The sequence below is a fragment of the Herbiconiux sp. 320_LB genome (assembly GCF_059691755.1).
This window is the reverse complement of sequence record NZ_JCAWAD010000006.1, coordinates 245334-263688: the sequence shown is the minus strand read 5'-3', so window position 1 is coordinate 263688 and position 18355 is coordinate 245334. Positions and strand designations below refer to the sequence as shown.

General features: G+C 69.6%; 15 protein-coding genes and 1 pseudogene. 9 read left to right on the top strand and 7 right to left on the bottom strand.

The annotated features are described in order from the left end of the window. Positions 1–5 precede the first annotated feature (5 nt). On the top strand, positions 6–518 hold the full coding sequence (locus tag AC59HU_RS16575; protein ID WP_497224522.1) for a MarR family winged helix-turn-helix transcriptional regulator: 513 nt from the start codon (positions 6–8) through the stop codon (positions 516–518). A 770-nt stretch (positions 519–1288) separates the two neighbouring features. Beyond that, entirely contained in the window at positions 1289–2800 is a 1512-nt protein-coding gene (locus AC59HU_RS16570) for a cell wall-binding repeat-containing protein (RefSeq protein WP_497224521.1), read from the top strand. Here AC59HU_RS16570 and AC59HU_RS16565 read toward each other — a convergent pair. The 6 genes and pseudogenes from AC59HU_RS16565 to rpsF form a co-directional block, all read right to left on the bottom strand. Next, positions 2797–3075, bottom strand: a complete 279-nt coding sequence (locus AC59HU_RS16565) for a hypothetical protein (protein WP_497224520.1) — start codon at positions 3073–3075, stop codon at positions 2797–2799. The genes AC59HU_RS16570 and AC59HU_RS16565 overlap by 4 nt on opposite strands. A 9-nt stretch (positions 3076–3084) precedes the next feature. Next, a complete protein-coding gene (gene dnaB, locus AC59HU_RS16560; RefSeq protein ID WP_497224519.1) occupies positions 3085–4455 on the bottom strand; it encodes a replicative DNA helicase in 1371 nt (456 codons plus the stop codon). Between the two features lie 362 nt (positions 4456–4817). After that, positions 4818–5270, bottom strand: a complete 453-nt coding sequence (gene rplI / locus AC59HU_RS16555; RefSeq protein WP_497224518.1) for a 50S ribosomal protein L9 — start codon at positions 5268–5270, stop codon at positions 4818–4820. Between the two features lie 12 nt (positions 5271–5282). Beyond that, positions 5283–5546 (bottom strand): 30S ribosomal protein S18, encoded by a 264-nt coding sequence (gene rpsR / locus AC59HU_RS16550; protein ID WP_022895757.1) that lies wholly within the window; start codon positions 5544–5546, stop codon positions 5283–5285. Between the two features lie 32 nt (positions 5547–5578). Then, complete coding sequence (locus AC59HU_RS16545) at positions 5579–6106, bottom strand: single-stranded DNA-binding protein (RefSeq protein ID WP_497224517.1); 528 nt, start codon at positions 6104–6106, stop codon at positions 5579–5581. A 144-nt stretch (positions 6107–6250) separates the two neighbouring features. Then, a pseudogene (gene rpsF, locus AC59HU_RS16540) lies at positions 6251–6601 on the bottom strand (30S ribosomal protein S6); the annotation flags it as partial. Between the two features lie 143 nt (positions 6602–6744). On the opposite strand from rpsF, the gene AC59HU_RS16535 reads away from it, so the two are divergent. Both AC59HU_RS16535 and AC59HU_RS16530 read left to right on the top strand, forming a co-directional pair. Further along, complete coding sequence (locus AC59HU_RS16535; RefSeq protein ID WP_497224516.1) at positions 6745–8814, top strand: glycosyltransferase; 2070 nt, start codon at positions 6745–6747, stop codon at positions 8812–8814. Between the two features lie 40 nt (positions 8815–8854). Then, the gene (locus tag AC59HU_RS16530; RefSeq protein ID WP_497224515.1) at positions 8855–9931 is read left to right on the top strand and encodes an inositol-3-phosphate synthase; all 1077 of its coding nucleotides are present in this window, start codon (positions 8855–8857) and stop codon (positions 9929–9931) included. 67 nt (positions 9932–9998) lie between these two features. Here the strand turns inward: AC59HU_RS16530 and AC59HU_RS16525 are convergent, their stop codons facing one another. Continuing rightward, a complete protein-coding gene (locus AC59HU_RS16525) occupies positions 9999–11429 on the bottom strand; it encodes a CCA tRNA nucleotidyltransferase (protein WP_497224514.1) in 1431 nt (476 codons plus the stop codon). A gap of 155 nt (positions 11430–11584) precedes the next feature. On the opposite strand from AC59HU_RS16525, the gene AC59HU_RS16520 reads away from it, so the two are divergent. From AC59HU_RS16520 to AC59HU_RS16500, 5 genes are all read left to right on the top strand, one after another. Then, complete coding sequence (locus AC59HU_RS16520) at positions 11585–13819, top strand: DUF6049 family protein (RefSeq protein WP_497224513.1); 2235 nt, start codon at positions 11585–11587, stop codon at positions 13817–13819. Then, on the top strand, positions 13812–15434 hold the full coding sequence (gene murJ / locus AC59HU_RS16515) for a murein biosynthesis integral membrane protein MurJ (RefSeq protein WP_497224512.1): 1623 nt from the start codon (positions 13812–13814) through the stop codon (positions 15432–15434). Before AC59HU_RS16520 ends, murJ begins: the two co-directional genes overlap by 8 nt. A 98-nt stretch (positions 15435–15532) precedes the next feature. After that, complete coding sequence (gene trxB, locus AC59HU_RS16510) at positions 15533–16510, top strand: thioredoxin-disulfide reductase (protein ID WP_497224511.1); 978 nt, start codon at positions 15533–15535, stop codon at positions 16508–16510. A gap of 74 nt (positions 16511–16584) precedes the next feature. Further along, positions 16585–16908 (top strand): thioredoxin, encoded by a 324-nt coding sequence (gene trxA / locus AC59HU_RS16505; protein ID WP_497224510.1) that lies wholly within the window; start codon positions 16585–16587, stop codon positions 16906–16908. A gap of 91 nt (positions 16909–16999) precedes the next feature. Next, the gene (locus AC59HU_RS16500; RefSeq protein ID WP_497224509.1) at positions 17000–18352 is read left to right on the top strand and encodes an aminotransferase-like domain-containing protein; all 1353 of its coding nucleotides are present in this window, start codon (positions 17000–17002) and stop codon (positions 18350–18352) included. Positions 18353–18355: the final 3 nt, after the last annotated feature.

Below are 18355 nucleotides of genomic sequence, written 5' to 3'. Positions count from 1 at the left end.
CATCCATGACCGACACGCGCAACTCGGAGGAGACCCCGTGGTCCCGTGACGAGATCGACGAGTCGATGCGCGCGGAGGTCACCGCGATCGGCAACACGCTGCGCGAGATCGAGGTGCACTCCCGGGCCTTCGAGCGGCGGCTCGCGACCGTGCTGACGGTCAACCCGACGGATCTGGCGGCGATGGAGCACCTCATCCAGGAGGGCCCGCTCACCCCGAGCGAGCTCGCGACCCGCCTCAAGGTCACGACCGCGGCCAGCACGCTGGTGGTCGACCGGCTCGTCGGCCTCGGGCACGCGGAGCGCCACCCCCACCCGCGCGACCGCCGCAAGATCGTGGTCGTGCCGGCCCGCGCCTCGGTCAACCGGGCCATCGACGAGCTCATGCCGGTCATCACGGGCATCGGTGCCCTGGCGGCCGACCTCACCCCCGAGCAGCGGGCGACCGTCGAGACCTTCCTCCGTCGGGTGGCCGACGTCTACCGGGCGGCCGCCGAGGCCCCCACCCCCGAGCCCTGACCCCCGGGTCGCGCGCCCTGAGTACCAACTGCTCATAACCCCCCGTGGTCCATCGATGGCACCGTGCCCTCATGCCCGCACCCACCCGCCTTGCCGCAGCCCTCGTCGCGGCCGCCCTGCTCGTCACCACGCTCGTCGCTTCGGCGACGCAATCGTCTCCCGCCTCCGCCGCGGGCGCGACGACGAGATTCGTCCTTCCGGGCGGAAGCAGCTCCCTTCCCACTCAGATAGTCACGGCGACCGATGGAGCGTTTTGGATCATCGAATCTGGGACCGGTCGGCTCATCCGGATGAGCGCCGATGGGAGGATGAACCACATCGGCATCGAGGGAGACATCGCTCCGGATTCGATCACGCCCGGTCCGAATGGATCGGTGTACTGGACTGGCGGGGGAAGTGGTTACTGGGGCGTGGCCAAGTCTGACGGGTCCACGCTTCGGTGGAGTCTTCAGCGCGGCGGCGTCGCGAAGTCGATAGCCATGGCGGATGGGGAGCGCCCGTGGATCACCGTCGAGGGCGCAACTCGAGGATGGTTGGTCACCCGAGATCCCCTCACCGCGTACCAGGAGAATTACTCGCCCTCCGTCGGCGGGGGCACTCCGACCGCGATGTCGATGGTCAAGGGGCGCCTGTGGGTCAGCTTCCGAAGTGCCGGTGCCGTCTATGTCATCGAACCGGCGGACCGGATAGTCAAACGGATCGACATCCCGAATCCCGGGGTTGTCCGCGACGGCGACGGAGGTGTCTTCATCGCATCCGGCAGCAAGCTCGTGAAATTCACGTACGACGGAGTGCCGACCGGCCTCGAGTATCCCGGCACGTCCGGCGCGAGCATCACCGACGTCGTGGCCATCGGGCAGGACATCTGGTACCCGCAGTTCGGGGCGAAGAAGATCACGGTGGCGTCCCGGATCCCGGGGCGGCCGGCCATCGCGGACATCACGCTGACGGACGACCCGAGCGACATCACGCTCGGGCAGGACGGGGCGATCTGGTACACCTCGTACTCGACGGGCGAAGTCGTGCGGATCGCTCGGGACTACGTGCCCGCGACGCCGGGCGACACCTCTGACGTGCTCGCCTACGTCGGCGAACCGCTCGGGCCCATCGACGTCGACGACGACGGAGCGGCCGACGTGAGTTCCGTCGTGGGGAACAACGTCCTTCCCGCCGGCATGTCCGTCGACAGCGGCAATCCGTCGCGGGTCGTCGGTACGCCGTCCGCGACGCTCAACGGGCTGTTCGTCGTGCAGCAGGCCAACAAGTACTACGGGGACGACTACGCCCTGTCGTCGTATACGCGCAACCTCTTCGTGCGGGAGAAGCCGAGCGTGCAGCGGGTGGCGGGGGCGGATCGGTACGCGACCGCGGTGGCCGTGTCGACGTTCTACGCCAGCAGCGACACCGTGTACCTCGCGAGCGGCGAGAAGTTCGCCGACGCCCTGAGCGCCGGGCCGGGTGCGATCGCCGACAGGGCGCCCCTGCTCCTCACGCCGGGCGCCGCGCTGCCGAGCGCGGTCGGAGACGAGATCCTCCGGTTGCAGGCGAAGCGGGTGGTGGTCGTGGGTGGCCCGGCCTCGGTGTCGGATGCCGTCGTCACCGCACTCGGAGCACTCGGCGGGGGCGGGATCACCGTCGAACGGGTGAGCGGGGCGGACCGGTACGAAGCATCCCGGAACGTGGTCGCGCGGATCAATCGGGCCAGTGCATCCTCTCCGCTGTTCATCGCCGCGGGAGGGAACTTCCCGGATGCGCTGTCCGGGGCACCCGCCGCGGCCGCCCGCGACGGGTCGCTGCTGCTCGTCGACGGTGCGGCATCCGCTCTGCCCGACGTCACCCTGAACCTGATCGCGAGCAAGGGGTACACGGCCGTGACCATCGCGGGCGGGCCCGCCTCGGTCTCGGCCGGGATCGAGAGCCAGCTCGCCGCCCGCGGGATAGCCGTGAACCGGGTGAGCGGGAGCAACCGCTACGAGACGTCGATCGCTCTGAACCGATACACGCTCACGAGGGCCGGCTTCGTCGCGCACGTGGCGGACAATCCCGTGCCGCTCGAGCCGCGGGGCCAGGTGTTCGTCGCGAGCGGGGAGAGCTTTCCCGACGCCCTCGCCGCCGGCGCCTTCGCCGGGGTGTGGAAGACGCCGCTCTACGTGGTGCAACGGACCTGCGCTCCGCGACCGGCTCTGTTGGACATCGGATCGACCGGGTCGACGTTCGTGGCCATCTTCGGCGGCACGTCGACGCTCGGCGCCGAGGTGGAATCGCTCGCGGTCTGCCGCTAGTCGCGATCGGGCGCGGGGCCGGGAGCGCTACCGGCGCCGCGGCCCGAACGGCGGGCGATGACCCGAGGAGCGATCACGAAGAGGGCGACGGTGCCGATGACCGCACGGAGGAACGCGAACAGCAGCACCCACCAGCCGACCCCGTCGCCCGCGACGAGGTAGCCGACGCCCACGGCGACCAGCACCACGTCGAGCACGTAGGGCACCCGCAGCCAGAACAGCAGCCGCGCGGTGGCTCCGGCACCCGAGGGATCGGGGCTGGACGAGTAGGTCATCGCGCCAGGCTACGCCGGGGGCATGTCCGCGAAGCGCGAGAAGTGGCCGTGGAAGCCGACCGTGATCGTCGCGGTCGGGCCGTTGCGGTGCTTGGCGACGATGAAGTCGGCCTCGCCGGCCCGCGGGTTGTCCTTCTCGTAGGCGCCCTCGCGGTGCAGGAGGATGACCATGTCCGCATCCTGCTCGAGCGAACCCGACTCACGGAGGTCGCTGATCGCGGGCTTCTTGTCAGACCGCTGCTCGGGGCCACGGTTCAGCTGCGACAGCGCGATGACCGGCACCTGCAGCTCCTTGGCCATGAGCTTCAGCGCACGCGAGAACTCCGAGACCTCCTGCTGCCGGCTCTCGACCTTCTTGCCGCTGGTCATCAGCTGCAGGTAGTCGATCACGACGAGCTTGAGCCCGACCTTCTGCTTGAGTCGACGGCACTTGGCGCGGATCTCGACCAGGGTCATGTTGGGGCTGTCGTCGATGTAGAGCGGCGAGTCGTTGATGCGACCGCGGGTCGAGGCGAGCGTCGTCCAGTCACGGCCCTCGATGCGCCCCTTGCGCATGCTCTGCAGGGGCACCGAGGCCTCGGCCGAGAGCAGACGCATCGCGATCTCCGACCGCCCCATCTCGAGCGAGAAGAAGATCGAGGGCATGTCGTGCTTGATCGACGCGGCGCGGCAGAAGTCGAGGGCCAGCGTCGACTTACCGAGCGCGGGGCGGGCCGCGACGATGATCATCTGACCCGGGTGGAAACCGTTGGTGAGGTTGTCGAGGTCGCTGAAGCCGGTCGGCACACCGGTCATCTGACCGTCTTTGCCCGCCGCCGCCTCGATCTCGTCGATGGCCGCCGTGACGGCCACGGTGAGCGGCACGTAGTCTTCGGCCTCGACCCCGCCGTTCACCGCGTAGATCTCGGCCTGGGCGTTGTTGACCAGGTCGGTGACCTCGCCCTCGCTGGCGTAGCCCATCTGCACGATGCGCGTGCCGGCCTCGACCAGGCGCCGGAGCACGGCCTTCTCGGTCACGATGGAGGCGTAGTAGCCGGCGTTCGCCGCCGTCGGCACCAGGGCCGTGAGCGTGTGCAGGTACTCGGCCCCACCGGCACGGGTGAGCTCGCCGGTCTTGGTCAGCTCGTCGGTGACGGCGATGACGTCGGTCGGCTCACCGTGCGAGTAGAGGTTGAGGATCGCCTCGAAGATGACCTCGTGCTTCGGGATGTAGAAATCGACCGAGCGCATGACCTCGACGACGTCGGCCACCGCATCCTTGCTCAGCAGCATGCCGCCCAGCGCGCTCTGCTCGGCGAGCAGGTCGTGCGGCGGAGTGCGATCGCCCGCACGCTGCTCGGGACGCTGTTCGCCCGCGAGACCGAGGTGGGCGATCGACATGTATTCTCCTGAATTCTCGTGCGAAAAGCGGTTCGTTCACTGCCGCCATGCCACCCAATCAGGCACCACCGACACTCCACAAACCGGCCTGTGGATAACGCTGTGGACGATCTGCGCGAAACGCCGGGCGCCATGTGCACTCTCTGTGCACTGTCCTGTGGACAACGTGTTGCCAATGAGGCGAAAACCATCTCTGACCAGCCCTAAGACGTTTCCACACTCTGTGAGTGGAGACATCCTTCGACCCCCGGTTGAAGCTTGGATTTCTCCCCAGTACCTGTGTACAAAACTGGGGACACGAGGCACGCAAAAGGGGGGTGTCACGAGCCTTCACAGCTCTTGACACCCCCCTGGAAAAGCGACTACTTTGCTGCGACCACCTGAAGGGTGATCGTGGCCGAGAGGTCGTCACGCAGGCGCACGGTGGCCTCGTGGGTTCCGACGGACTTGATGGCCGTCGGGATCTCGATCTTGCGCTTGTCGAGCGAGCCGATGCCGGCCGCGGCCACCGCGTCAGCGATGTCGGCGGTCTTCACCGAGCCGAAGAGACGACCCTCCTTGCCCGCCTTGACGGTGAGCTTGACGGTCGCGTTCTCGAGCGACTGCTTGATGTGCTGGGCCTCTTCGATCGTGGCGAGCTCGCGCGCGGTGCGGGCGGCCTTGATCTGCTCGACCTGCTTCTCGCCACCACGGCTCCACGCGACGGCGAAGCCCTTGGGGATGAGGTAGTTGCGGGCGAAGCCGTTCTTGACGTCGACGACGTCGCCGGCCGACCCGAGTCCGGTCACCTCGTGGGTGAGAATGAGTTTCGACATGGGTTCTGCTCCTTAACGGCCCGAGCCGGCGTAAGGCAGAAGAGCCATTTCGCGGGCGTTCTTGACGGCACGGGCGATGAGGCGCTGCTCCTGGACGGAGACTCCCGTGATACGGCGGGCGCGGATCTTTCCACGCTCCGAGATGAACTTGCGGAGGGTCGCGACGTCCTTGTAGTCGATGACGCCTACGCGGATCGACTTCGCGGGAGCGGCGTTCTTCGCGCCCTTTGCGCCGCGGAGCGGCTTGCGGCGGTCGCCGCTTGACTTTCCAGCCATTGTTGGGATTCCTGTTCTGAAAGAAGAGAAGTTTAGAAGGGGGTGTCGTCGGCGTAGCTGCCGGGAGTGTTCCACACGTCGCCGCCGGCGCCGTTCGCGCCCGAGGAGGCGGGAGCGGATGCCGCCCACGGCTCCTCGACCTGGCCGCCGCCGCGCTGGCCGCCCCCGAAGGAGCCGCCGCCGCCTGCGCCACCACTGGTGGCACGGGTGACCTGCGCGGTCGCGTAGCGGAGCGAAGGACCGATCTCGTCGACCTCGAGCTCGATCGAGGTGCGCTTCTCGCCCTCTTTCGTCTCGTACGAACGCTGACGCAGACGGCCGGTCGCCATGACCCGCATGCCCTTGGTCAGCGACCCGGCCACGTGCTCGGCGAACTCGCGCCAGACCGACGCGCGGAGGAACAGCGCTTCGCCGTCCTTCCAGTCGTTCGACGCGCGGTCGAAGGTGCGGGGGGTCGAAGCGATCGTGAAGTTCGCGACCGCGAGCCCGTTCTGCGTGTAGCGCAGCTCAGGGTCGGCGGTGAGGTTGCCCACCACGGTGATGACGGTTTCGCCAGCCATGACGGACTACTCGCCGGCCTCGGCCTTGGCGGGGGCAGCAGCAGGAGCAGCGGCGGCAGGAGCAGCGGCAGGCGCAGCAGCCGGCTTCGACGACGCGGCCTTGACGGCAGCGGCGGGAGCGGCAGCGGTTCCGGTCGACGCGGGAGCAGCAGCGGCCTTGGGGTTGGCGGCCTTGCGGGCGGCCTTCTCCTCGGCGAGCTTCGAGGCGGCGGCGACCTGGGCGATCGCTTCCTCCGCACGCAGCACCTTGGTGCGCATGACGGCCTCGGACAGCTTCAGCTGACGGTCGAGTTCCTTGGTGGCGTCGGCGTTCGCGGTGAGGTTCACCACGGCGTAGATGCCTTCGGTCTTCTTGTTGATCTCGTAGGCCAGGCGACGGCGGCCCCAGATGTCGACCTTGTCCACGGTGCCGCCATCGTTGCGGATGACGTTGAGGAACTTGTCGAGGCTGGGGGCCACGGTGCGCTCGTCGATCTCGGGATCGAGGATGACCATGAGTTCGTACTGATGCGTCACAAACCCACCTCCTTCGGACTTGAACGGTCACAGACGGTCTGTGACAGGAGGGTTCTGCATCGTGCTCGCACCCGCGTGGAGAGTTCCACTGGGCACAAGACAACCTGAGTAGCCTACCAGATGTGAGTTTTCGTGTCGCGTTCCTGACTTTCCACACCTCACCGCTCGCGATGCCGGGCTCGGGCGACGCCGGTGGCATGAACGTCTTCGTCGTCGGCCTCGCCGAGGCGCTGCTCGCCCAGGGCGTCGAGGTCGAACTGCTGACCCGGGCCACGGGCGCCCCCGACGAGGTTCCGGATGCACGCACCCCGGGTGGCGTGCCCGTCCGCTTCCTGCCCGCCGGGCCGGTCGCACCGCTCCCGAAGTCGGCGCTGGCCGCCCACGCTCCCGAGTTCGCGGCCGCGGCCCGGGAGCTCGGCCCCTTCGACCTCGTGCACTCGCATTACTGGCTCTCGGGCCTCGCCGGCATCGAGCTCGCCGCGACCTGGGGCGTGCCCCACGTGCTCAGCCTGCACACGGTCGCTGCGCTGAAGAACGAGCGGCTGGCCCCCGGCGACTCCGCCGAGCCGGCCGAGCGGCTGGCGGGGGAGCGGATGCTCGTGCGCGACTCGGCCCTGACCATCACGCACACCGGGGCCGAGCGCGCCGCGATCCTGGATGCCTACGGCCCGGCCCCCGAGACGGTGGTCGCGGTCGCCCCCGGGGTCGACACGGCCCTGTTCCAAACGGCGGATGCCCCGTCACTGGAGAACCGGCCGGCGGAGGCCCGGCCTGCGGAGGCCCGGCCGATCGACGCCACCCTCCTCGTGCTCGCCCGCATCCAGCCCCTGAAGGGTGTGGATCTCGCCGTCGAGGCCCTCGCCGCCCTCCCATCCCATCGCCGCCCTCGGCTGCTGGTGGCGGGGGGGACGAGTCCCGGGCACGATGCCTACGCCCAGGGCCTCCGCGACCGCGTCGACGAGCTCGGCCTCGCCGACGACGTGAGCTTTCTCCCGGCGCAGGAGAGGGAGGAAGCCGCGCGACTGCTCCGCGAGGCCGCCCTGCTGCTCGTCCCCTCCCACTCCGAGACCTTCGGCATGGTGGCGCTCGAGGCCGCCGCGAGCGGAACCCCCGTGGTCGCCGCCGCGACGAGCGGACTCACGGAGTCGGTCGAGGACGGGGTGAGCGGCCTTCTCCTCGAATCCCGCGATCCCGAGGTGTGGGCCGAGGCGATCGACGCGCTGCTCACCGATCCCTCCCGCCGTGCGGCGCTCGCCACGTCCGCCCGCCGATTCGGCGAGGCCCACGACTGGGCAGCGAGCGCGGCCACGATCGCCGGCCTCTACCGGGCGGCGACGCAGGCGCAGGCACAGACCGAGCCACCGACCGCCGCACCGGCCGAGACGCCGACCGAGACCCAGTCCGAGACGCACACCGCCGCGCTGGCGCGCTTCGGATCCGCACCGGTCTTCCTGCACGCGCATCCGGATGACGAGTCGATCTCCACGGGCGGAACGATCGCGGCCCTGCGCTCCCGAGGCACCGAGGTCGTCATCCTGACCGGCACCCGCGGCGAGCGCGGCGAGGTGGTGCCCGGCGAGCTGAAGCCGCTCGAAGGCACGGATGCGCTCGCTCCGCACCGCGAGACCGAGCTTGCAGCGGCGCTCGAGGCGCTCGGCGGCCCGCTGCACGCCTTCCTCGGCGGGGGCGCGGCGCGCGCCCCCGGGCTCCCGGAACGGTCGTATTCCGATTCCAGCATGCGCTGGGGCAGCAACGGTCTCGCCGAGGCGGCCGACGACGCTGCACCTGATGCATTGAGCCTCGCCCCGCTCGCCGAGGTGACCGCCGACGTGCTCGCCGGCATCCGCTCGCTCGCCCCCGACGCCACCGCGATCGTCAGCTACGACGCCATCGGGGGCTACGGGCACCCCGACCACGTCAGGATGCACGAGGCCGGTGTGGCAGCGGCGAGGGCCCTCGGCATCCCCTTCTTCGCGATCGTCGAACCGCGGGTGGAGAGCGGTGCGAACGCGCCTGATGACGGCCGCGCCGACGTCGTCACCGTCCTCGTCGACTCCGCCGCCAAGGCCCGGGCGATGGCCGCGCATCGGAGCCAGCTGAGCGTCTCCGACACCGCCGACGGCCTTCTCTTCACCCTGAGCGGCGGCCAGACGCATCCGGTGAGCGACCGGGAGTTGTTTCGCGGGCCGTAGAATAGTTGAGTTTTGACAACGACAGACAGGGCTGTGCCGAATGAGCATCAAGGTCGCGATCGCGGGCGTGGGGAACTGCGCCAACTCTCTCATCCAGGGCGTCACGTACTACGCCGGCGCCGATGAGGCGGAGGTCGTGCCGGGGCTCATGCACACCCGGTTCGGTGCCTACCACGTGGGCGACCTCGAGTTCGTGGCCGCCTTCGACGTCGACGCGGCCAAGGTCGGGGTCGACCTCGCCGACGCGATCTGGGCGAGCGAGAACAACACGCTGAAGTTCGCCGACGTGGCGCCCACCGGCGTGCTGGTGCAGCGCGGGCCGACCCTCGACGGGCTCGGCGAGTACTACGTCGAGATGATCGAGGAGTCGGCGGCAGAGCCGGTCGACGTGGCCGCGGCCCTCCGCGACAGCGGGGCCGAGGTGCTCGTCTGCTATCTGCCCGTCGGGTCGGACGACGCCGCCAAGCACTACGCCCAGGCCGCTCTGGATGCGGGGGTCGCCTTCGTCAACGCCGTTCCGGTCTTCATCGCGAGCGACCCGGTCTGGGCCGCGAAGTTCACCGAGGCCGGGCTGCCGATCGTCGGCGACGACATCAAGAGCCAGGTCGGCGCGACCATCACCCACCGCGTGCTGGCCCGCCTGCTGGAGAGCCGCGGCATCGCGCTCGACCACACGTACCAGCTGAACGTCGGCGGCAACATGGACTTCAAGAACATGCTCGAGCGCCGCCGTCTGGCCTCGAAGAAGATCTCGAAGACCCAGTCGGTCACCAGCAACATCGACGTCGACCTGCCCGCCCGCGACGTGCACATCGGCCCGAGCGACCACGTGCCGTGGCTCGACGACCGCAAGTTCGCGTTCGTGCGGCTCGAGGGCCACGGTTTCGGCGGCGCCCCGATGAGCCTGGAGTACAAGCTCGAGGTGTGGGATTCGCCGAACTCCGCCGGGGTCATCATCGACGCCGTGCGCGCCGCGAAGATCGCCCTCGACGCCGGTCTCGGCGGCCCGGTCGAGTCGGCCAGCGCCTACTTCATGAAGTCGCCCTCGGTGCAGCTGCCCGACGAGCAGGCCCGTGAGGCGCTCGAGGCGTTCATCGCCGAGAACACCCCCGCCTGACCCACTGCGCGCAGGCCCGGCGGGCGGCTCAGCCGTGCCGGGCCACTCGGCTGCCGGCCAGGGCCACTCAGCCCTGCCGCGCCGCCCACCAGGCACGCAGCCGCTCGGTGGCCTCCTCCTCCGGCAGCGGACCCTCGTCGAGCCGCACCTCCAGCAGGTAGGCGTAGGCCTCGCCGACCGCACGCCCCGGCGGGATTCCGAGGATGCTCATGATCTGCTCCCCGTTGAGATCCGGCCGCACCGAGTCGATCTCCTCCTGGGCCGCGAGGGTCGCGATCCGCTCCTCGAGGTCGTCGTAGGCAAAGGCGAGCTGATCGGCCTTCCGCCGGTTGCGCGTCGTGACGTCGGCGCGGGTGAGGATGTGCAGACGCTCGAGCTGGTCGCCCGCGTCGCGCACATAGCGTCGCACCGCGGAGTCGGTCCACGCCCCCTCGGTGTAGCCGAAGAAGCGCAGGTGCAGCTCGATCAGCCGTGAGACGGCCGCGATCGTGTCGTTGTCGAACCTCAGCTCGCGCAGCCGCTTCTTGGCGAGCTTCGAGCCGACCACGTCGTGGTGGTGGAAGCTGACCTGGCCGCCGGGCTCGTTGCGCTTCGTGGCGGGCTTGCCGATGTCGTGCAGCAGGGCGGCGAGGCGCAGCACGAGGTCCGGCGGGCTGTCCGGATGCCGGGACTTCTCGAGGTCGATGGCCTGGTCGAGCACGGTGAGGCTGTGCTGGTAGACGTCCTTGTGGTGGTGGTGCTCGTCGGACTCCAGCTGCAGCGCCGGCACCTCAGGCAGCACCAGCTGGGCGAGCCCGCTCTCGACCAGCAGTTCCACTCCGCGACGCGGCGCATCCGTCTTCAGCAGCTTCGAGAGCTCGTCGTTGACGCGCTCGATCGACACGATGCCGATGGAGTCGCGCATCTCGGTCAGGGCGACCGCCACGTCGAGCGAGACCGTGAAACCGAGCTGGGCCGTGAAGCGGATGGCCCGCAGCATCCGCAGCGGGTCGTCGCCGAACGAGACCTCGGGGGTTCCCGGGGTACGCAGCATGCCGGCCATCAGGTCGGCCATGCCGTCGGAGGGGTCGACGAGCACGAGCTCGGGCAGTCGCAGCGCCATCGCGTTGACCGTGAAGTCACGGCGCAGCAGGTCGCCCTCGAGGGTGTCGCCGAACTCGACCGCCGGCTTCCGGGTCGTGTGGTCGTAGCTGTCCGAGCGGTAGGTGGTGATCTCCACCGTCTCGCCGTCGATCCGGGCCGCGATCGTGCCGAAGGCACGACCCACGTCCCACTGGGCCTGGGAGATCGGGGTCACCAGCGCGAGGATCTCGTCCGGCGTCGCATCCGTGGTGAAGTCGAGGTCGGTGATCGGCCGGCCGAGGAAGGCGTCCCGCACCGGGCCGCCGACGAGGGCGAGCTCGTGGCCCGCCGCGGCGAAGGCCTGGGCCAGGGTCGCAACCGGCCCGGACGCCGCGAGCTTCGCCAGGAATTCGAGGGACTGCTGAACCGACTGCACCGGCTCATTTTAGCCGCGCACCGTGCATCCCCTCGTGGCTTCCGGTTCTCCCAGCCCTCGTCTCCTAGAATCGGCAGGACGGATGCGGGGGCAGACCCTGCGCCGTCACGATCCCCATGACCTCCAGTGCGCGCCGATCATCTCGAGTTGCGCCCGTGATCGCCGCTTGCGCCGTGATCGCCGGTGCACTCTTCGCGACCCCCGGCGCGGCCGTCGCGGCGGGCGGCGGTGCGGCCGTGGCGGATGCCGCCACGATTTCTCCCCAGGCCGCTCCCGCGGTCTCGCCCGACGACGGGGTCACCCTCGCCGTCGCGCCCACCGGCGCCGGAGTGCTGACCTCGGGCGCCGACCTGCCCGTCACGGTCGAGATCGCCGACCCGGGTCAGGATCCCCTCGGCGAGGGCACCGTGACCCTCTCGATCGACCCGGAGCCGATCACAGGCACGAACCAGGCCGCCTGGCTGGCCGCGACCGACGGTCTCGGGGTGTCGGGGGAGGCGCTGACCATGGTGCTCGCCGCGCCCGCAGCGGCCCTGCAGGCCGGCTCCGTCCACACCCTGGCGCTCAGCATCCCGGCCGCCCTGCTGCAGGGCCTCTCGGGTGTCCACGGTCTGCAGGCCGCCCTCTCGGTCGGCGGCCAGACCGTCACGACCGCCCGCACCACGATCTCGGTCGACGACGGGGCGACCCTGCGGCCCCCGGTGGCCGAGGTCACGGTGGTCGCGCCGATCATCACGCCGGCGAGCACCGGCGGGTTGATCCCGAGTGACGCCCTCGCCGGTCTCACCGGCGAGAACGGCGAACTGACGCGAGAACTGGATGCGGTCGTCGACCGCCCGGTGACGCTCGCCGTCGATCCCCGCATCATCGTGTCGATCCGCGCGCTCGGGTCGACCGCGCCCGCGTCGGCCGTCGCCTGGCTCGCCCGGCTGAACGCCGCCTCGAACCCGGTGATCCCCCTCACCTACGGCGACTCCGACATCGCGGGGGAGCACCAGGCGGGCGCCCCCGCGATCCTGACGCCGACCTCCTTCTCCTACGCCCTCGATCCGACCCGGTTCACGAATGTCGGCGAGCTCATCGAACCCTCCGCGCCCCCGGGTACCGCGCCCACCCCCGCCGCCGGCTCCACCACGGCGCCCGCGGTGCCGAGCACGCAGCAGCTGCTCAGCTGGAACTGGACCAGCACGGCCGTCGCCTGGCCGCGCGCCGGTGTGCTCGACGGGGGCGACCTGCCGTTCTTCGCCGCATCCGGTCTGACCACCTCGATCGTCCCCTCCGGGCAGCTCACCCGCGCCGACGGCACGGCCGTCACCCTCCCGGACGCGGTCGCCTCGGTGGGCGGCGACACCGTGCTCGTGGCCGACGACGCCGTCTCGGCGGCGGTGCAGGGCACGCTCTCCGCGACCACGGATGCGCAGCGAGGCCAGGCCCTCGCCCGACTGGCCGGGGCGGTCGAGCTGTCGGCGGCCGCGGCGTCGGACACCGGAACCGAGTCGGGCACGCCCCGCCAGATCCTCGCGGTCATCGATCGCGGCACGACCGACCTGACCGCCCTGGGCCAGGTGCTCTCGACGATCGACGACCTGCCCTCGGCCGCCGCGGGATCCCTGCAGACGCTGCTCGCCCTCCCGCCCGTGGAATCCCTCTCGGTCACCGGCGGCTCCGAGCCCACCGAGCGCAGCTCGCGCATCGCCGGGCTCTTCCTCGACCTCGGGCGGGTCGACGCCTTCTCCTCCGTGCTCGCCGATCCCGAGGTGCTCACCGGCCGCCAGCGCGCCGACCTCCTGGCCCTGCTCTCGAACAGCTGGGTGGCCGACGACGCCTCCTGGGTCTCGGCCGTTCAGGATGCCCGCCAGGCCACCACGAAGACGCTCGAGTCGGTGCAGGTCGTCGAGGGCTCCAACATCAACCTGCTCTCGAACCAGGCACCGCTGCCGGTCACGCTGAGCAACGAGCTCCCGTACCCGGTCACGGTCGTGCTGCACGTCACGCCCTCGAACGGCCGGCTGGTCGTCGGGCAGACGGATGTGCCCGTGACGCTCGAGGCCTCCTCGCGCAAGGGCGCCCAGATCCCGGTCACCGCGGTGGCGAACGGCTCGGTGACACTGAACTACCAGCTGCTGAGCCCGACCGGCGTGCTCATCTCGACCCCGGCCCCGGTCGACGTCAACGTCAGCGCCGACTGGGAGACCTGGGGGACGGTGATCGGCGGGGCGCTCCTGGTGGCCCTGTTCGGGGTCGGACTGGTGCGGAACATCCTGCGGCGGAGGAAGACGAGGGCCGAGGCGGAGGCTGCGGAGGCGGAGGCCGCGGCCGCAGCGCCCGCCGGACACGGCGCGGCACCAGAAGACGGAGCGGCGACACACGACAAGGCGGCGCATGAGTAGCACCAGCAGCATCGGGCGCGCGAGCGCCTTCCTCGCCTCGGGCACCATCGTCTCGCGGGTGATGGGCTTCGTCCGCACGATCATCCTCGCCCAGACCATCGGCGCGGTCGGCAGCGCGAGCGCCGACGCCTTCGCGGTCGCGAACCAGCTGCCCAACAACATCTACGCCATCATCGCCGGGGGCACCCTGAGCGCCGTGCTGGTGCCTCAGATCGTGCGGGCGACCCTGCACAGCGACGGCGGCAAGGGCTACATCAACAAGCTGCTCACGATCGCGATGGTGATCCTGGGCGGCACGACACTCGCGGCGACCCTTCTCGCGCCCGTGCTCGTCACGGTCTCCGCGGCGACCTGGAGCGGCGAGCAGCGCGCCCTGGCCATCGCCTTCGCCTACTGGTGCCTGCCGCAGATCTTCTTCTACGGCCTCTACACGGTGCTCGGCGAGGTGCTGAACGCGAAGAACGTCTTCGGCCCGTTCACCTGGGCCCCCGCGATCAACAACCTGGTCTCCATCGTCGGGCTCGTGGTCTTCATGGCCCTGTTTGGAGCGGATGCGGCCGGTGACCGCTCGGTGGTCGACTGGACCCCGGACAAGGTCGCCCTGCTCGGCGGCGCGACGACCCTCGCGGTCGCCGCCCAGGCCCTCATCCTGTTCCTGTTCTGGCGACGCGTGGGCATCCGCTACCGCCCCGACTTCCAGTGGCGCGGCGTCGGTCTCGGCACCGCGGGCCGGCTCGCCGGCTGGACCTTCGGGATGCTGCTGGTCACCCAGGCGGCCGGCCTGGTCGAGACCAACGTGGCGGCCATCGCCTCCGGTCAGGGTGCATCCGTCGCGGCCATCCAGTACGCCTGGCTGATCTTCATGCTGCCGCACTCGCTCGTGACGGTCTCGATCGTCACGGCGTACTTCACCAAGATGAGCGGGCACGCCAACCGCGGCGAGACCGGCGAGCTGCGGAAGGACGTCTCCGCTTCCATCCGCGTCACCTCGCTGTTCATGGTGCTCGGGATGACGGTGCTGATCGTCGTGGCCTACCCCTTCGCGAGTCTGTTCAACGACTCCGCGTCGCAGGCCGCCGAGATGGGCAACGTGCTGATCGCCTTCCTGGTCGGGCTGATCCCGTTCAGCGTACTGTTCGTGCTGCAGCGGGTGTTCTACTCGCTGAGCGACACCAGGACGCCGTTCTTCCTGCAGGTGGTGCAGGCCGCGATCTTCACGGTGCTCGCCCTGGCGTGCTCCCTGCTCCCCGTCGAGCTCATCGCGGTCGGTCTGGCCCTCGCGCTGTCGTTCGCGACGGCCGTGCAGACCCTCATCGCCGCCGTCATCATCCGCCGCCGGCTCGGGGGAGGGGGCGGTCGCTCGGTCGTGCTCAGCCTGCTGCGCTACGCCGTCGCCGCGGTACCGACGGGGCTGATCGGCCTCCTCGCCCTGATCGGCATCGGAGCGGTGCTCGGCCCCGATTTCGCGGTGAGCGGCTACCTCGGCCCGATCGTCTCGATGGCGATCATCGGGGTGGTGATGCTGGTGGTCTACCTCGGCGCACTCCGGCTGCTCCGCTCGCCCGAGCTGCGGGATGCGCTGGGCCCGATCCGGGCGCGCCTGAGCCGCTCCTGAACGCCCCTGTGCGCGGAATACCACGCGGTTAGGATGTGTTGTACCGGTCTGTGGGCGTGCCCTGAGTGCGCCCACCGAGAACCTCAGGAGCGAACGACATGCGCGAGATCATCATCATCGGGTCGGGACCCGCGGGCTTCACCGCGGCGATCTACGCCGCCCGAGCGGGTTTGAAGCCCCTTCTGCTCGCGTCGAGCGTCGAAGCCGGCGGCGAGCTGATGAACACCACCGAGGTCGAGAACTTCCCCGGGTTCCCCGAGGGCATCCAGGGGCCCGACCTCATGATGAAGCTGCAGGAGCAGGCCGAGAAGTTCGGCACCGAGGTCGTGCTCGACGACGTCACGAGCGTGCAGCTCGACGGTGACGTCAAGGTCGTCGAGACCGGCTACTCCGGCACCTTCCAGGCCCGCTCGGTGATCTTCGCGACCGGATCGGCCTACCGCAAGCTGGGCCTGCCCGACGAGGAGCGGCTCTCCGGCCGCGGTGTGTCCTGGTGCGCCACCTGCGACGGCTTCTTCTTCAAGACCAAGACGATCGCCGTCGTCGGCGGCGGCGACTCCGCGATGGAGGAGGCCACCTTCCTCACCCGCTTCGCCGAGAAGGTCTACGTCGTGCACCGCAAGGACACGCTGCGCGCCTCGAAGATCATGCAGGACCGCGCGTTCCTCAACGACAAGATCGAGTTCGTCTGGAACTCGGAGGTCGTCGGCATCTCCGGTGAGAACGCGGTCGAGGGTCTGACCCTCCGCGACACCCAGACCGGCCTTCAGTCCGAGCTCCCCGTGCAAGGCCTGTTCGTCGCGATCGGCAACGACCCGCGCGTGCACCTGGTGCACAACCAGCTCGAGCTGACCGCCGACGGCACCATCGCCGTCGAGGGCCGCACCTCGAAGACGAACCTCCCCGGCGTCTTCGCGGCCGGTGACGTCATCGACGCCCACTACCGCCAGGCGGCCACCGCGGCCGCCTCCGGCACGGTCGCCGCTCTCGACGCCGAGGAGTACCTCGCGGCGCTCGACCAGGTGGAGCACGAGTCCCCGGCCAAGCTGGCCGCCGACCTCGTCGCCGCCGAGTAGTCCTCCTGGCGACTCGGTCCCCAGCTCACCCGGGCACTCGATCCGGGTCCGCAGATCACACGAAAGAAGGAATCATGTCCAACGCCAAGGCCGTTTCCGACGCCAGCTTCCAGGCCGACGTCCTCGACTCCGAGAAGACCATCCTGGTCGACTTCTGGGCGGAATGGTGCGGCCCCTGTCGCGCCGTCGCCCCCATCCTCGACCAGATCGCCGCCGAGCACGGCGACAAGATCGAGATCGTGAAGCTCAACGTCGACGACAACCCCCAGACGGCCATGAAGTACCAGATCACCTCGATCCCGGCGCTCAAGGTCTACAAGGGCGGCGAGGTCGTCAAGACCATCATCGGCGCCAAGCCGAAGGCAGCCCTCGAGTCCGACCTGGCCGCGTTCATCTAGTCGGTCTTCCGGCCCGCCAGGGCCGGTTCCTGTCAAGTGGCCCGCTGCATCCGTGCGGCGGGCCACTTTTCTCTTCCTGGCGTGTCCTACGATGGAATTTCGGTCAACGTCGGGAAGTACGTCAGTGAGCAGCCAGAACCCCCCACAGTCCTCGGGTAACAACCTCGACCCCTGGTACGGCAACTATGCCGACCGCACGGCCGGCCTGGCCGCATCCGAGGTGCGCGCCCTCTTCGCCGTGGCCTCCCGGCCCGAGGTGGTCTCCCTCGCCGGCGGCATGCCGGCGGTCTCCGCCCTGCCGCAGGAGCTGGTGATCGAGTCGATGAACCGGGTGATGACCGAGCAGGGTTCGGTCGCGCTGCAGTACGGCTCGGGGCAGGGCGTGCCGAAGCTCCGCGAGCAGATCCTCGACGTCATGGCGATGGAGGGCATCGAGGCCAGCGCCGACGACGTGGTCGTGACCACGGGCTCGCAGCACGCGCTCGAGCTCGTCAGCAAGCTCTTCCTCAACCCCGGCGACGTCGTGCTGGCCGAGGGGCCGAGCTACGTGACGGCGGTCGTGATCTTCCGGTCGTTCCAGGCCGAGACGCACCACGTCGCGATGGACGAGTACGGGATGATCCCGGAGTCGCTGCGCGAGAACATCGCGCGACTGAAGGCGGCCGGCCGGTCGATCAAGTTCCTCTACACGATCCCGTCGTTCCAGAACCCGGCCGGCGTCACGCTGAGCTGGGAGCGCCGACTCGAGGTGCTGCAGATCGCTCGGGAGAACGGCATCCTGGTGCTGGAGGACAACCCGTACGGCCTGTTGCACTTCGACGCCCCGCCGCCCCCCGCACTGCGCTCCATCGAGAGCGAGGGCGTGATCTACCTCGGCACCTTCTCGAAGACCTTCGCGCCCGGCTTCCGGGTGGGGTGGGCCCTCGCACCGCACGCCATTCGCGAGAAACTCATCCTCGCCAATGAGGCGGCGGTGCTCTCGCCGAGCTCGTTCAGCCAGCTGGTCATCTCGCAGTACCTCGACACGATCGACTGGCGCGCCCAGGTCGACCGCTTCCGGGGCGTCTACAAGGAGCGAAAAGAGGCCATGATCGGGGCTTTAACCGAGTACCTCCCCAATCTGAGTTGGACTGATCCGGCCGGTGGCTTCTACGTCTGGCTGACCCTTCCGCCTTATCTCGACTCGAAGCAGATGCTTCCGCGCGCCGTCAAGGAGCTCGTGGCCTACACGCCGGGCACCGCGTTCTACGCCGACGGTGGTGGCCGCAACAACATCCGGCTCTCGTTCTGCTACCCGACCCCGGAGTCGATCCGGGTCGGCGTGCGCCGACTGCAGAATGTCATCAACGGCGAGATCGACCTGCTCGAGACCTTCTCCCAGACCGGCCCGATGTCGACCGTGAACGACCGGACCTACTCCGCACCGCCTCCGAACCTGGATTGAGCT